The sequence below is a fragment of the Cognatundibacterium squillarum genome (assembly GCF_014652435.1).
GTDB classification, from domain to species: Bacteria; Pseudomonadota; Gammaproteobacteria; order Burkholderiales; family Burkholderiaceae_D; genus Undibacterium; species Undibacterium squillarum.
Genome location: NZ_BMYU01000004.1, coordinates 185,388 through 200,514, shown reverse-complemented (window position 1 = coordinate 200,514; position 15,127 = coordinate 185,388). Strand labels below are relative to the sequence as shown.

The 15,127-nt window shown below is 51.7% G+C and carries 12 protein-coding genes; 10 read left to right on the top strand and 2 right to left on the bottom strand.

What is annotated here, in order from left to right; translation table 11 throughout:
- Positions 1-22: 22 nt before the first annotated feature.
- From mraY to ftsZ, 9 genes are all read left to right on the top strand, one after another.
- A complete protein-coding gene (gene mraY, locus IE092_RS09975) occupies positions 23-1,192 on the top strand; it encodes a phospho-N-acetylmuramoyl-pentapeptide-transferase (protein WP_189357024.1) in 1,170 nt (389 codons plus the stop codon).
- Between the two features lie 13 nt (positions 1,193-1,205).
- Positions 1,206-2,699 carry a UDP-N-acetylmuramoyl-L-alanine--D-glutamate ligase gene (murD, locus tag IE092_RS09970; RefSeq protein ID WP_189357023.1) on the top strand — a complete coding sequence of 498 codons (1,494 nt, stop codon included), beginning with the start codon at positions 1,206-1,208 and terminating at the stop codon, positions 2,697-2,699.
- An 80-nt stretch (positions 2,700-2,779) separates the two neighbouring features.
- Positions 2,780-3,913 (top strand): putative lipid II flippase FtsW, encoded by a 1,134-nt coding sequence (gene ftsW, locus IE092_RS09965; RefSeq protein ID WP_229793136.1) that lies wholly within the window; start codon positions 2,780-2,782, stop codon positions 3,911-3,913.
- Positions 3,910-4,986, top strand: a complete 1,077-nt coding sequence (murG, locus tag IE092_RS09960; protein WP_189357021.1) for an undecaprenyldiphospho-muramoylpentapeptide beta-N-acetylglucosaminyltransferase — start codon at positions 3,910-3,912, stop codon at positions 4,984-4,986. The genes ftsW and murG overlap by 4 nt, the downstream gene beginning before the upstream one ends.
- On the top strand, positions 4,983-6,368 hold the full coding sequence (gene murC / locus IE092_RS09955; RefSeq protein ID WP_189357020.1) for a UDP-N-acetylmuramate--L-alanine ligase: 1,386 nt from the start codon (positions 4,983-4,985) through the stop codon (positions 6,366-6,368). The genes murG and murC overlap by 4 nt, the downstream gene beginning before the upstream one ends.
- An 11-nt stretch (positions 6,369-6,379) precedes the next feature.
- The gene (locus IE092_RS09950) at positions 6,380-7,339 is read left to right on the top strand and encodes a D-alanine--D-alanine ligase (protein ID WP_189357019.1); all 960 of its coding nucleotides are present in this window, start codon (positions 6,380-6,382) and stop codon (positions 7,337-7,339) included.
- Positions 7,340-7,356: 17 nt separating this feature from the next.
- On the top strand, positions 7,357-8,136 hold the full coding sequence (locus IE092_RS09945) for a cell division protein FtsQ/DivIB (RefSeq protein ID WP_189357018.1): 780 nt from the start codon (positions 7,357-7,359) through the stop codon (positions 8,134-8,136).
- Positions 8,133-9,365, top strand: a complete 1,233-nt coding sequence (gene ftsA / locus IE092_RS09940) for a cell division protein FtsA (RefSeq protein WP_189357017.1) — start codon at positions 8,133-8,135, stop codon at positions 9,363-9,365. Before IE092_RS09945 ends, ftsA begins: the two co-directional genes overlap by 4 nt.
- A 126-nt stretch (positions 9,366-9,491) precedes the next feature.
- Positions 9,492-10,691 (top strand): cell division protein FtsZ, encoded by a 1,200-nt coding sequence (ftsZ, locus tag IE092_RS09935; protein WP_189357223.1) that lies wholly within the window; start codon positions 9,492-9,494, stop codon positions 10,689-10,691.
- A 510-nt stretch (positions 10,692-11,201) separates the two neighbouring features.
- On the opposite strand, the gene IE092_RS09930 is transcribed toward ftsZ, so the two are convergent.
- The gene (locus IE092_RS09930; RefSeq protein WP_189357016.1) at positions 11,202-12,689 is read right to left on the bottom strand and encodes a S8 family peptidase; all 1,488 of its coding nucleotides are present in this window, start codon (positions 12,687-12,689) and stop codon (positions 11,202-11,204) included.
- A 22-nt stretch (positions 12,690-12,711) separates the two neighbouring features.
- Positions 12,712-14,412, bottom strand: a complete 1,701-nt coding sequence (locus IE092_RS09925; protein WP_189357015.1) for an RCC1 domain-containing protein — start codon at positions 14,410-14,412, stop codon at positions 12,712-12,714.
- 157 nt (positions 14,413-14,569) lie between these two features.
- Here IE092_RS09925 and IE092_RS09920 point away from each other — a divergent pair, with 157 nt between their 5' ends.
- Entirely contained in the window at positions 14,570-15,076 is a 507-nt protein-coding gene (locus IE092_RS09920; protein WP_189357014.1) for a peroxiredoxin, read from the top strand.
- Positions 15,077-15,127 lie beyond the last annotated feature (51 nt).

Genomic DNA, 15,127 nt, shown 5'->3' with positions numbered 1-15,127 from the left:
AAAACATACAGGAAATAAGGGCATGTTGCTTTGGTTGGCAGAATATTTTAAATCGGATATCGGTTTTTTAAGGGTGTTCGGTTTTATCACTTTCCGGGCGGTTTTTGCGACCATGACCGCGCTTGCAATCGGGTTGTTTGCAGGTCCGGCGGTGATTCGTATGTTGACCCGTTTGAAAGTCGGGCAAGCAGTACGTAGCTATGGAATGGAAACACACCTGGTAAAAAGTGGCACACCGACGATGGGTGGCGTACTGATCCTGATTTCTATTGGAATAGCGACCTTACTTTGGGCCGACTTAAGTAATCGCTTTGTGTGGGTAGTGCTTGTGGTAACGCTGGGTTACGGAGCGATCGGTTGGGTCGATGATTATCGGAAAGTGGTTTACAAAGACCCGGAGGGAATGCGTTCGAGGGAGAAATATTTCTGGCAATCTCTGATTGGAATTGCTGCTGCGTTTTATCTGGCATTTTCAGTCTCGGCACCGACGGGAGAGAAAATTCTGCCCTTAATTTACGACTGGGCGCAATCAGGTTTTAGTATGTATCTTCCGCCGAAAGCAGATCTGATCGTGCCATTTTTTAAAACAGTCAGCTATCCGCTTGGAGTATGGGGATTCATTATCCTGACATATTGTGTCATCGTCGGCAGCTCGAATGCGGTTAACTTTACTGATGGGCTCGATGGCCTTGCGATCATGCCGACGATCATGGTGGGTGGAGCCCTTGGACTGTTTGCTTACTTTACAGGGCATTCGATCTATTCGAAATATCTGTTGATTCCTTATATTCCAGGTGCTGGCGAAATTCTGATTTTCTGCGGTGCGATGGCCGGAGCCGGATTGGCATTTTTATGGTTTAACGCACATCCTGCACAAGTGTTTATGGGAGATGTCGGAGCTTTAGCATTAGGTGGTGCGTTAGGAACAATTGCAGTAATCGTACGTCAGGAAATTGTTCTTTTCATTATGGGCGGTGTATTTGTTGCAGAAACTGTCTCCATTATTTTGCAGGTTTCCTATTTTAAATATACAAAAAAGCGCTATGGCGAAGGGCGTCGCTTATTTCTAATGGCTCCGCTGCATCATCACTTTGAAAAGAAGGGCTGGAAAGAGACGCAGGTAGTCGTCCGATTTTGGATCGTGACGATACTGCTGGTATTGGTTGGATTGTCCACATTGAAATTACGCTGATCGGGCATCAAGAATGTTTGCGGATAAAAAATTACTTATCCTCGGGCTCGGTGAGTCCGGGCTTGCCATGGTGCGCTGGCTGCATCAGACCACGTCTGGAAAAATTACCGTTGCAGATACACGCGAAGCTCCCGCACGACTTGATGCCTTGACTGCATTGGGGGGCGACATCCGATTTGTAGCCGGAAATTTCGGTGCTGCGCTGGCGAACGACGCAGATTTCATTTTTGTTAGTCCTGGTTTGTCGCCAGACGGTGATCTCAAAGAAATTTTATCTGCTGCCTCTGAAAAGAATATTCCTGTCTGGGGTGAGGTCGAGCTGTTTGCGTATGCATTGCGTACCCTGAAAGAGACTGAGCAATACAGTCCGAAAGTAATAGCAATTACCGGAACCAATGGAAAAACCACAGTAACCAGTTTAACCGGCTTACTTTGTCAGAGAGCTGGCCTGAAAACCCGGATCGCTGGAAATATCAGTCCTTCTATGCTGGATGTGCTTTTGCAATGCCAGACAAATCAGGATTTGCCCGAAGTCTGGGTACTCGAACTGTCCAGCTTTCAGCTGCATACAGCCTCGACTTTGCAAGCAGATGCTGCAACTGTGCTGAATATTTCCCAGGACCATCTCGACTGGCACGGGTCACTAGACGCGTATTGCCGGGACAAGTCACGTATTTTCAGCGACAACACAGTAAAGGTACTGAACCGGGACGATGCAAACGTCATGGCAATGGCGCGTCCGGGATCTGTCCATGTCAGTTTCGGTTTAAATTTGCCTGAGCGTGCCGGTGATTTTGGTTTACTCAGCGAGCATGATATGCACTGGATGGTATTGGCAACGCCGTCAGAAGACGAAGCGATGCCTACCAGAAGACGCAAAAAAGATCCGGTTGAAATTCCGTATCTGATTTCGCGACTGATGCCTGGTGATGCGTTGCAGATTCGGGGTCAGCATAATTTGGCAAACGCGATGGCGGCACTTGCTTTATGCAGAGCGATTGGATTGCCATTAGCACCTTTGCTGCATGGCCTGCGTGAGTACAAAGGTGAGCCACACCGCGTTGAGCTAATTGCCACCGTTGCCGGAATCGACTTCATCGACGACAGTAAAGGTACAAATGTCGGGGCGACGGTTGCAGCATTAAGTGGACTGGGACAACAGGGGCGTGCCGGACGTATCGTATTAATTGCCGGTGGTGATGGTAAAGGCCAGTCGTTTAATCCTTTACTGCAGCCTGTCACCAGATACGCAAAAGCAGTGATGCTGATTGGGAAAGATGCTGCAGAACTTCGTTATGCATTACAGGATGCAGAAGTTCCTTTAGTCGATTGTCCTTCACTTGAGCAAGCGGTGGTCCGTGCCGCGGAAATCGCTCAGGAAGGGGATGTTGTGCTGTTGTCACCTGCATGCGCAAGTCTGGATATGTTCCGCAATTATGCTCACAGGGCGCAAGTATTTGCTGATGCTGTACGTGAGTTTGCTCTGGAACGCGGGGAGGTGTGCTGATGGAGTGGCGTCAGTCTCTTCAGAGGTTATTACCGTTTGCGGCACCTGAGCCGCAAACGCAGCTCGTTAACCGCTCAAGGATGATGACCTACGATGAACCGTTGGTTTGGGTAACGCTGATCCTGATGTTGTTTGGCATGGTGATGGTGTATTCAGCTTCCATCGCATTGCCTGATTCACCGAAGTATGCAAATTATAAAAATACGCATTTTCTGGTTCGCCAGGCACTGTTTGTACTGTTGTCTATAGCTGGAGCAGCGTTTGCATTTCGGGTACGTATTGAAACCTGGCAAAAAATCGCCCCCTACCTGTTTGTCGCAACGCTGATATTGCTTGTGATGGTGCTGATTCCGTATGTCGGTAAGGGAGTAAATGGTGCAAAACGCTGGATTTCGCTGAAAGTTATTAATTTGCAGCCATCAGAACTGATGAAGTTGTTTATGGTTCTGTATGCTGCTGATTACACTGTTCGTAAGCAGCAGTATATGCACAAGCTGACTAAAGGATTCCTGCCAATGCTGGCAGCAGTTGGTCTGGTTGGTTTGCTGTTGCTGCTGGAGCCGGATCTCGGTGCCTTTGGCGTGATTGTTTGTATTGCTATGGGTATCCTGTTCCTCGGGGGTATTAACGGCGTTTGGTTTGGCGGGATTGCTGCCACACTGGTAGGTATCTTTACCATGGTTATTTTATTGTCTCCCTGGCGCAGAGAGCGGATTTTCGCTTACCTGAGTCCGTTTGACGAAGATCATGCTCTCGGTAAAGCGTATCAGTTGACGCACTCTCTGATAGCCTTTGGTCGCGGGGAATTGTTTGGTGTTGGCCTTGGTGCCAGCGTGGAAAAGCTTCACTACCTGCCTGAGGCGCATACCGATTTTCTGTTGGCGGTAATTGGTGAGGAGCTGGGATTTGCCGGTGTGCTGACGGTAATTTTATTATTTTATTTTCTTGTTAAACGTGCCTTTGAAATCGGACGTCAGGCAATTGCTCTTGACCAGACATTTGCCGGCCTGACAGCCAAAGGAATCGGCTTGTGGATAGGCGTCCAGACCTTTATCAATATGGGCGTAAATCTTGGCTTGTTGCCGACAAAGGGCTTGACTTTACCGCTGATGAGCTATGGTGGTTCCGGTGTCATGATTAATTGTGTAGGGCTTGCGATACTGCTGCGAATTGATTACGAGAACCGCGTCAAGATGCGTGGAGGGCGAACATGAGTACCGGTAAGAAGCGACTGCTGATTATGGCAGCCGGAACCGGCGGTCATATTTTTCCTGGGCTTGCCATTGCTGAGATGATGTCGGCGCGTGGCTGGGAAGTGAGTTGGCTTGGAACCAGCGCAGGGATGGAGTCTGATATTGTACCTAAGCGTGGAATTGCTCTCGACCAGCTTGACTTTACCGGGATGCGCGGAAAAGGCTTAAAACATACTTTGACTGGCGCATGGAAGTTGATGCGTAGTCTTAACAGTTGCTGGAAAATCTTAGGAAAGCGTAAGCCGGACGTGGTCATAGGTATGGGTGGATACGTCACGGTACCAGGCGGTTTAATTGCTTGGCTGCGTCGTAAACCCGTTGTCCTGATGAATGCAGACGCGGCGCTTTTATTGTCCAACCACGCATTGTTGCCGTTTGCTTCCAGACTGATGTTCGGACTGCCTCCGGATACAGTCTTAAAAGAAAAAATGGTCTGGACGGGTAATCCGATTCGCAATGAGATTTGCACCTTACCTTCGCCGGCTCAGCGTTACGCAGGCCGATATGGAAAACTACGCATTCTGGTGGTAGGCGGAAGCCTGGGTGCAAAAGTGCTGAACGACACGATTCCAGCGGCACTTGCAATGATCCCCGAAGATCAGCGTCCGTATGTGACACATCAATCCGGCAAGCAGCATATTGCATCTTTGCAAGAAAATTACAAGCGTTCAGGAGTTGATGCTGAAGTAGTTGATTTTATTGATGATATGGCAGTCCGTTACGCCAATACTGATCTGGTTATATGCAGGGCGGGGGCGATCACCGTTTCGGAACTGACAGCTGCTGGTGTCGCAAGCCTGCTGGTGCCATTTATGGCATCGAGCACTTCACACCAGAAGCAAAATGCGGTGTGGATGGCAGCAAAGCAGGCTGCGCTGTATATGCCGCAAACCGAGTTAACACCTGAGTCACTGGCGAAGACAATACAAAAATTAAACAGGGAACAGTGCTGCAAACTGGCTGAAACTGCCTATGCACTGGGACGGCGTGAGGCAAGTGAAAATATTGCCCGCATACTGGAAGAACTGGCATGAAGCATAAAGTAAAACATATTCATTTTGTAGGTATCGGAGGTTCCGGTATGAGTGGTATTGCAGAGGTTCTTCTGAATCTCGGCTACACCATCTCAGGATCTGATTTGTCCAGTAACGCTGCTTCCCAGCGCCTTGCTGAACTTGGTGCAACAATTTATACGGGCCATGATGAAGCAAATATAGGTAATGCAGATGCGGTGGTTACATCGACTGCAGTAAAAGCCGATAACCCGGAAGTCGTCGCTGCACGTGCGAAGCATATTCCTGTCGTGCCGCGTGCCATGATGCTGGCGGAATTGATGCGCCTGAAGAGCGGCATTGCGATTGCCGGTACGCACGGTAAAACGACCACGACCAGCCTCGTTGCAAGCATTCTTGCGCAAGGTGGACTGGATCCGACTTTTGTGATCGGTGGTCGACTTAACAGTGCGGGCGCAAACGCACGCCTTGGCAGCGGTGATTTTATTGTGGTGGAAGCCGATGAGTCTGATGCATCGTTCCTGAATTTATTGCCGGTCATTGAAGTTATTACCAATATCGACGCTGACCATATGGAAACATACGGCCACGATCTGACGCGATTGAAACAGGCGTTTATTGATTTCACCAATCATTTGCCTTTCTACGGCGTTGCCGTGTTATGTATTGATGACGCCAACGTCCGTGAAATTATGACTTCAGTTTCTAAGCCGGTAGTGACTTACGGTTTTCATGAAGATGCAGAAGTGAGAGCGGTGAATGCGCGGGCGGTTGCCGGAAAAATGGAGTTTACGGTTATTCAGAAAGATTATCCCGCGTTAGAGGTCAGCCTGAATCAGCCGGGTATGCATAATGTACAGAATGCATGTGCCGCAATTGCTATCGCCCGTGAACTGGATGTCAGTGACGAGGCCATTGCTACTGCATTAAATGAGTTTCACGGCGTGGGGCGTCGCTTCACTCGCTATGGCGATATTGCTCTGCCGGAAGGCGGCAGTTTTACGCTGGTAGATGATTACGGACATCACCCTGCAGAAATGGCAGCCACACTGGCTGCCGCTCGTGGTGCTTATCCCGGACGTCGTCTGGTACTCGCGTTTCAGCCGCACCGCTACACACGTACCCGCGATTTGTTTGAAGATTTTGTCCGCGTCATTTCTGCCGCAGATGCAGTGGTGCTGGCAGAGGTGTATGCCGCTGGTGAAGCACCGATTCTTGCAGCCGACGGGCGTGCGCTGACCCGTGCTTTACGTGTCGCAGGGAAAGTAGAACCGGTGTTTGTGGAAGATATTCTGGAAATGCCTGAGGCATTGTTGCGACAATTACAGGATGGTGATGTGCTGATCGTAATGGGAGCTGGCAGTATCAGTGCAGTGCCGGGAAAACTGGCGAAACAAGTTTAACAGGAAGAGTCATGACAGCTTTTGATCCAGCATCTTTTGGCAAAGTCGGTGTTTTGTTTGGCGGACGCTCTGCAGAGCGCGAAGTGTCTATCATGTCCGGCACAGGTGTTCTGAATGCGTTGCGTAGTAAGGGCGTTGACGCCCACCCGTTTGATCCTGCCGAACGCAGTATTGCAGAGCTGGTCAGTGAAAAATTTGACCGCGTTTTTATCGCGTTGCATGGCCGTTACGGCGAGGATGGCGCGATTCAGGGCGTTCTTGAGCATTTGAATATTCCCTATACCGGTAGCGGTGTCATGGCGTCGTCAATTGCGATGGATAAAATCTTTACCAAGCGCATCTGGCAAACACACGGTATTTCCACTCCCGCTTATGCGGTGCTGACACCTGACAGCGATCTCGGGCAGGTGGTACATGATCTGGGTTTGCCGCTGATTGCAAAGCCGCCGCATGAGGGATCGACTATCGGTATTACGAAGGTAACGTCGAAAGAACAAATGCAGCAGGCTTACTCGCTTGCTGCACGCTTTGATGATGTCGTACTGGCTGAACAGTTTATTTCCGGACGTGAGCTGACCGTGCCAGTGCTGGGTACTGGTAAGGATGCACGGGCATTGCCAGTCATTGAGATCGTTGCGCCTGAAGGTAATTACGATTATCAGAACAAGTATTTCACTGACGATACGCGCTATTTATGCCCTGCGCCGCTGAGCGATGAACTGACTGCAGCGATTCAGGAAATGGTCGTTCAAGCATACCGTTCGCTGGATTGTGAAGGCTGGGCGCGGATTGACGTACTTCTGCGCGAGTCGGATCAGCAACCATTCCTGTTGGAGATTAATACATCGCCCGGGATGACTGGTCATTCACTGGTACCGATGGCAGCACGTGCGGTAGGTATGAGTTATGAAGATTTATGCGTTGAAATTCTGCGAACTGCGCGCCTGAAAATCCGCTCGGAAAATACGTAGTACGGAGTTGACAGGCTATGTGGCATGATGCCCGATTACTTAATAACCTTGCGAATGCGCTGTTTGGCGCAGTGCTGGCCGTACTGATTGCATCCGGTGTATGGTGGGTCATTCAGCGGCCGGTATTTACGCTGCAGTCGATTCGTGTTGAAGCCACGGGTGAGCAGGGTTTGCGTCATGTCAGTGCGCTGACGGTCCGTAACACTGCAATACCGAAAATACGTGGTAACTTTTTTACTGCGAATCTGGATGCTGTGCGTGCTGCGTTTGAGAGCGTACCCTGGGTGCGTAAAGCCAGCGTTCAGCGCGAATGGCCGAATAAATTGCGCGTGACGCTGGAAGAGCATGTTGTGCTGGGCACGTGGGGCGATCAGGGAAAACTGATTTCTGTGAAAGGTGATGTGTTTACCGCGAACCTTGCGGAGGCAGAAGATGACGCCGATTTGGTGTCGCTGAGTGGACCGGATGGCAGTGAACGTGAGGTTTTGGCGCAATATACCGAACTAAAATCCCGTTTTCAGCAAATTCATTTGTCTCCTGTGGCTGTCAGCTATTCCAATCGTTATGCATGGAGCGTTAAACTTGACAATGGAATGCAGGTTGAACTTGGTCGCGTGCAGGATGCAGACACAATACGGCAAAGAGTTGACCGGTTGATGGCTGTATATCCGCAGTTAGTGAACAGTTTGCAAGACAGCATAGAGAGTGTGGATATGCGTTACCCGAACGGGCTGGCGCTTCGCTCATCGCACAGTGCGATGACAAAAAAACAGATAAAAGCTAGTGGAAAGACATGACTAAAGACGCGAAGAATCTGATTGTTGGACTGGACATCGGGACCTCAAAAATTGTTGCCGTGGTGGCAGAGGTCATGCCGGACGGGCGTCATGAAGTCATCGGACTGGGGCAGCACGAATCCAAAGGCCTGAAAAAAGGCGTTGTGGTCAACATCGAATCCACGGTTGAGTCCATACAGCGTGCGCTGGAAGAGGCAGAACTGATGGCGGACTGCAAGATTACCCGTGTCTATACAGGTATTGCAGGCAGCCATATCCGCAGCTTTAACAGCAGCGGTATGGTTGCGATCAAAGATAAAGAGGTCACTGCTGCTGACGTTTCTCGCGTCATTGAGACAGCGAAAGCCGTAAATATTCCGACGGATCAGCAATTGCTGCATACATTGCCACAGGAATTTATTGTCGACAGCCAGGATGATGTTCGTGAACCGATCGGTATGAGCGGCATTCGTCTGGAGGTCAAAGTACACATCGTGACCGGCGCAGTATCGGCTGTACAGAACATTGTGAAATGTGTGCGTCGTTGTGGTCTCGAAGTGTCTGATCTGATTTTGCAGCCTATGGCATCAGCAGAAGCCGTACTGACACGTGATGAAAAAGAGCTCGGCGTTGTGCTGATTGATATCGGTGGCGGCACCACAGATATCGCGATTTTCAGTGAAGGTGCGATTCGTCATACTGCTGTGATTCCGATTGCCGGCGATCAGATAACTAATGACATCGCTATGGCATTGCGTACACCATCGTCTGAGGCGGAAGAAATCAAAGTGCGCTTTGGTGTGGCAAAGCAAGTGCTGGCCGATCCGGCAGATATGCTGGAGGTGCCCGGACTTGGAGATCGCGGTCCGCGTTCCTTATCGCGCCAGTCTCTGGCTGCAGTGATTGAGCCACGTGTGGAAGAGTTATTCGCGCTGGTACATCAGGTTGTGCGTGAATCCGGTTATGAAGACGTGCTGTCTTCTGGTGTAGTTCTGACCGGTGGTTCATCCTCGATGCCGGGCATGATAGAAATGGCAGAAGATATATTCCTCAAGCCAACCCGTCTCGGTATGCCGGCTTACACTGGCCAGCTCGCCGATGTCGTTCGCAGCCCGCGTTATGCAACGGTTCTGGGCTTGTTGCTTGAGGCGAAAAAGCAGTATTTGCGGGGACATCTTGTTGTGCGGCAGGAAGGATCTGCAAAAGCAGTGTGGCAGCGCATGAAAGAGTGGTTTTTGGGGAATTTTTAAGCAGTATTTTGTACCACAATTGGTATAGGCATTTTATAATGAACTGATCTGCAGTTATTAGTCGCTAGTCGTCTCGACGCCAGTGATCATTAGCGACTGGTAACTGCCCTTCCAGGAGGATTCATGATGGATTTTGATATGGTTGATAATGCGACCCAGGGCACTGTCATTAAAGTTGTCGGTGTAGGTGGCGCGGGTGGTAATGCGGTTCAGCACATGATCAACAAAGGCGTTTCCGGCGTTGAGTTCATTGCTGCAAATACAGATGCGCAGGCGCTGGCGGCGTCTAAAGCGCATAACGTGATTCAGATCGGCGACAGCGGTCTGGGTGCCGGTATGAAACCGGATGTTGGCCGCAAACTGGCTGAAGACTCACGCAGCCGTATCGAAGATGCGCTGCGCGGTGCACATATGGTGTTTATCGCTGCCGGTATGGGTGGCGGTACCGGTACCGGTGCAGCACCGGTGGTTGCGCAGGTTGCAAAAGAACTCGGCGCGCTGACCGTGGCGGTGGTTTCCAAACCGTTTTCTTACGAAGGCGGTAAATGCATGGAGCTGGCAGAAGCCGGTCTGGAAGAGCTGACACAACACGTTGACTCTCTGATCGTGATTCTGAATGAGAAGCTCGAAGAGATTTACGAAGACGACAGCATGATCGAATGGTTGCAGCACGCCGATGACGTGCTGAACAATGCCGTTGCCGGTATCGCTGAAATCATTAATGTGCCTGGCCATATTAACGTCGACTTCAATGACGTGAAAACCATTATGGGCGAGCAGGGCAAAGCGATGATGGGTACTGCCACTGCATCCGGTCTGGATCGTGCGCGTATCGCTGCTGAGCAGGCTGTTGCATCGCCATTGCTGGACGGTATTGACCTATCCGGTGCGCGCGGCGTACTGGTCAATGTGACTGCCAGCCGTGGTCTCAAAGGTAAAGAGATCAAAGAAGTCATGGCGACTGTGCGTGCATTTGCTGCACCGGACGCATCGATTGCGCAAGGTATTGCCTACGACGATGCAATGGGCGATGAAATCCGCGTGACAGTTGTCGCGACTGGTCTTGGCCGCGGTAAGAAGAGCATTCAGCTGGTGCAGCCGAAAGTTTTGCGTGACGGCACTACGAATGAAGCATTCCTTGCCGTACCTGTTGAAAAAACAGTTCCGGTTAACAATGGCATGATCAATCCTGTACCTGCATTTGAAGGTCTGACCAAGCCTGCTGTATGGCGTCGTGAGTCCGCATCTGACACAGTACGTGCGCTGGAAAAGAACGGCATGGAAACCTACGATATTCCTGCCTTCCTGCGCAAACAGGCTGACTAAGCTGTCGCTGACGCAGTATGAACAAAAACCCGCCGGATGGCGGGTTTTTGTTTTTTCGGACGGATAGGTCTCTGTGCTTTTTGGGTTGTTACCTTCGGATTTCGTCGATGAAATCATAGTTCGTACCGAAAGGGAATCGCCTGTATGTCCGGGGTGCAATGGCTGTGAGTCGTGAGCAGCGGTTTGGCAAGTCTGTTGTACGTACTATGCGGTAATCGTCATTTCTGTTTTCGGGAGGCCCGGACTTTCTGCCGACAAGCGCCGGACTGCTGTGCTGAACACCGCATTTCGCCTGTTTTCTGACTCTGTACTGCCTCAGCGATAACGAAGGAATTTGAATAGGCTGGATGACTTTACGAATAATCACAACAGCCGCCATGATCAATTGTCGTTGGCAGTGATATGCACTTCCGGTAAGTCCTGAGGAACATGGGGTGAGAACGAGACAGGAATAAAAAACGCCACCGTTGCCGGTGGCGTCTGAAGAATAAAATTAATAAGGCAGGTGTTTCAGTTGCCCTTGGCAGCACTGACAGCAGCAGCCGCATCGACAAGTCCGGCACCGCAACCAACGCAGTTTGCTGGTGCCTGACGGCTGGTCTTAATCAGAATATTACGAACCTGATCCGGTGTCAGCGCCGGATTGATTGCCAGCATCAGCGCGGCAACGCCGGCGACGTGCGGTGCCGCCATCGATGTGCCGATATAGTAGCCGTAATAATCCTCATTACCCGGACTGGTTCTGCCTGCATTCAGGGTTGATAAAATCCAGTCCTGATCGCTGCTGCGACCGCCGCCCGGTGCCGTTACAGTCACATGGCCGCCGTAGTTTGAATAAAACGCACGGCTGCCGTCGATGCCGTTAGAGGCAACCGGAATTACGCCGGGGCAGCTGGCAGGTGTGGACAGGCGTGCATTCCGACCTTCATTACCTGCGGCAACGACAACCACGGCACCTTTTTGTTTTGCGGCCATAAAACCAGCGGCTTCGGTTTTACTGCATAAATCCATGCCGCCGAGTGAAAGGTTAATGACTTTTGCCGGTGTGGTATTCGTTGGCACACCTTCCACCGGTAAACCTGCAGCCCATGCAACGCCGTCGATAATGTCTGAAGTCTGACCGCCGCATTTGCCCAGCACACGCACCGGCAGTACTTTCGCTTGTGGTGCAACGCCGACGATGCCTTTACCATTGGCGGCAGCGGCAATCGTGCCTGCGACGTGGGTGCCGTGCCAGCTGCTGTCTGATGCACGGCAACTGAAGTCATCGACCCAGTCACCCATATCGATACCGTTCGGACCACGCGCCGAGGTCACGCCATCGGCGACAGTGACCCGGGCTGTGGCCGGATCAGAAATAAAGTTATAGCCATAACCCTGACCACCGGGGGCCGGAACCAGATTTGGTAATAAGTCAGGATGCGGACGGTAGCCGGTGTCCACCACGGCAACCACAACATCTTTGCCAAACGACAGATCCCATGCTTTCGGTAAATTCATCGCACCTTTCTGTACCTGCGTATCCTGCAGATCCCACTGATCGCTGAAGAAATACGGATCTGTCGGTACGTAGGAAATACGGCGGATGCGATCCGGTTCAGCGTAGGCTATTTGCGGATCATTACTTTGCAACTGACGGCTGATTTGCTGCAGATCCTGTACGCGCATGGCTTTGTCAGCGCGGAACACCCATGCGCCTGTACTCATCTGGCGCAAAGGCTGGAAGCGCACACCCATTGCCGAAGCGTAGCGGTTGATTTGCTGCGAGCGCAGCTGTAACTGGCTTTCCAGTTGCGGCGCCGTGCCTGCCAGTGCAGCGGCGCTGCGTGCAAAGCGTGCATCATTTTTGTAATGCACGATCAGTTGACGAGCCTGTTCCGCAGCGACAGGCTGGGGTTTGATCTGACGGCGCGGAAAGCTGGCTGCATCAGACTGCGGTGTGACGACGCCTGCTAACAGAACAGCGGTCACAGAAAAGCGGGAAAACAAAGCATTCATAAAGTCACCTGTGATCATCTGTTTATTGGGCGTAGTAAGGAATCGCGGTCAGCTTGCCGGAAACACGGCTGCTGTCGCCACCTGCCCACGCATCGCCCCAGGTCACGTAATCACCGGATTTGGTGACGGCAAGAAATCCGCCGAATGCGGTTCCGTAGATGGCACGTACATTCGCAAGGCGCGCTTTCACGCTGCTGCTGTTGCCGCCTTTGCTTTGCATACCCCAGCTGACCACGCTGCCATCGGAGCGGAGTGCGGCAAACGCATACTGATTACCGGTGATGGTCAGTACATTTTTCAGATCGGCGCTGACGGCAGAACTGTCGCCGCCTTTTTCTGCATCGCCCCAGCTGACGACGGTGCCGTCAGATTTCAGTGCGACAAAAGCCTGATCATTCGCAAACAAACGGATAACTTGTGTCAGTTTGCTTTTGACCGCATCGAAGCTGGCCTGCATGCGCGGGCTGTCGCCCCAGTGCACAACGGTGCCGTCTTTTTTCAGCGCGGCGAAGCTGTATTCAGAAGCGACGATGGATTTCACGTCACTCAGTTGCGCAGCGACCGCAGATGAATCCGCACTTTCGATATAGGCGGAGGAGCCGAATGCCTGTGCTTTGGCGTTGCTGTCGATGGCAGCACCGCTGTAGCCATTCAGTACAAAGCTGCTGACATTACTCAGTTGTGTGCCGCTGCTGGTGTACAGCGGTGAGCTGTAACCGGAACCCCAGCCTACCATGTTGCCGTCTTCCGTCTGCGCAACGAAGTCATAACGGTTGCCTGCGACGCGGCGCAGTTTCTGGCTGCCGATCTTGTAGCTGTTACCGCCGGAATCCGCTTCACCGAAACTCTGTACCGTGCCATCGGCCGCGATCAGCGCGTAGGCGCTTTCGGTAAAGGCCACGGAACGGAAATTCGATAACGCGGTAATTTGTTCTGCTGTCAGGCCAAGCTGGGCATGGTTCAGCGGGAAATAGTCATCCTGAGAAACGGAGTACAAATTACCCCATGCAACAAAGCTGCCATCCTGACGCGTCGCGAAGAAAGCGTTATAGCCGGACTGGATATCTTTCAGATTTTGCAGCGCGCCGGTGGCTTTTGGTGATTCGCCGCTGGTGGCGTCGGCCGGTTTTTCGATCGTAATCGCATCCGGGCCCCACGACATCACATTGTTATCGGCCAGCAAAGCAGCGAAGCCGCGCTCAGTCGCGATGATTTTGCTGATATTGCTGATGCTTTCCACCGGTGTGTAGGCACCACCCCATTCCGGGCTGCCCCACAAATAAACTTTACCGTTTTGCAAAACGGCAAACGCAGCACCCGCGGTGCTGACGCTGTTCGCTGCCAGTGTTTGCGTTGCGCTGCCGGTGCCACAGGTGGCGGATATGGTCAGTTTGCTGTCTGGTGTGCTGTCTTCCAGCGTCAGATCGGTACCGAGACTTTGTCCGGACGAATTGCTCCACGCGATTTTCGGTGTTTCTGTGCAGGTGCCGGTGCTGACGCGGGCGATCAGTGTTTGTCCGCGTGCGCCGAAAACATCAATGCTGACCACAGGTTTCGCCGGTGTGGCATTGCAACCCATTTGGGATGCAAATAAATCATTGACGCGGTTACAGACCGCATCACGGATCTGGTCTTTTTCCCCGTTTCCGCCGCAGCCGCTTAACAATGCTGAAGCGGTCAATAACGCGATTGCCGGATTCGCCGGCCAGTGTCGCAAACGCATTCTGAATCCCCTTGCTCGTGTATGTAAATATATTTATCGCAAACAGGTATTGTAATTGACCCGTCATCAAGTCTGGCACTGTTTGGGGACCGCCGGAAAAAAAATCCGGAGTATGTTAATCTCAGGCCACGTTTTTTTTGAAGAAAGGAGAAATCCCATGACAATTCAGACCGGAGACAAACTGCCTGCAGGTCAACTGGCAGAGTTTATCGAAGTAGAAGGCAATGGCTGCAGCTTGGGCCCGAACACCTTTGAGGTGGCGGATCTGGTAAAAGGTAAAACCATTGCGATTTTCGGCTTGCCGGGCGCTTACACGCCAACCTGCTCTGCACAACACGTGCCGGGTTACATCGAACACGCAGCGGCACTGAAAGCCAAAGGCGTGGATGAAATCTGGTGTATTTCGGTCAATGATGCATTCGTCATGGGTGCATGGGGTCGCGATCAGAAAGCAACCGGTATCGTACGCATGATGGCGGACGGTAATGCGGCCTTCTCCAAAGCATTGGGTCTGGATGCAGACTTCAGCAAATACGGCATGGGCACACGTTCCCAGCGTTATTCCATGCTGGTAAAAGACGGCGTGGTGACACAGCTGAATGTGGAAGCCGGCGGCAAATTTGAAGTTTCTGACGCAGCAACCATGCTGAAACAGCTGGGCTGATGTTGCCGAAAGAGGACGCAGCGCGTCCTCTTTGCCTCTCGTCCGCGTTGT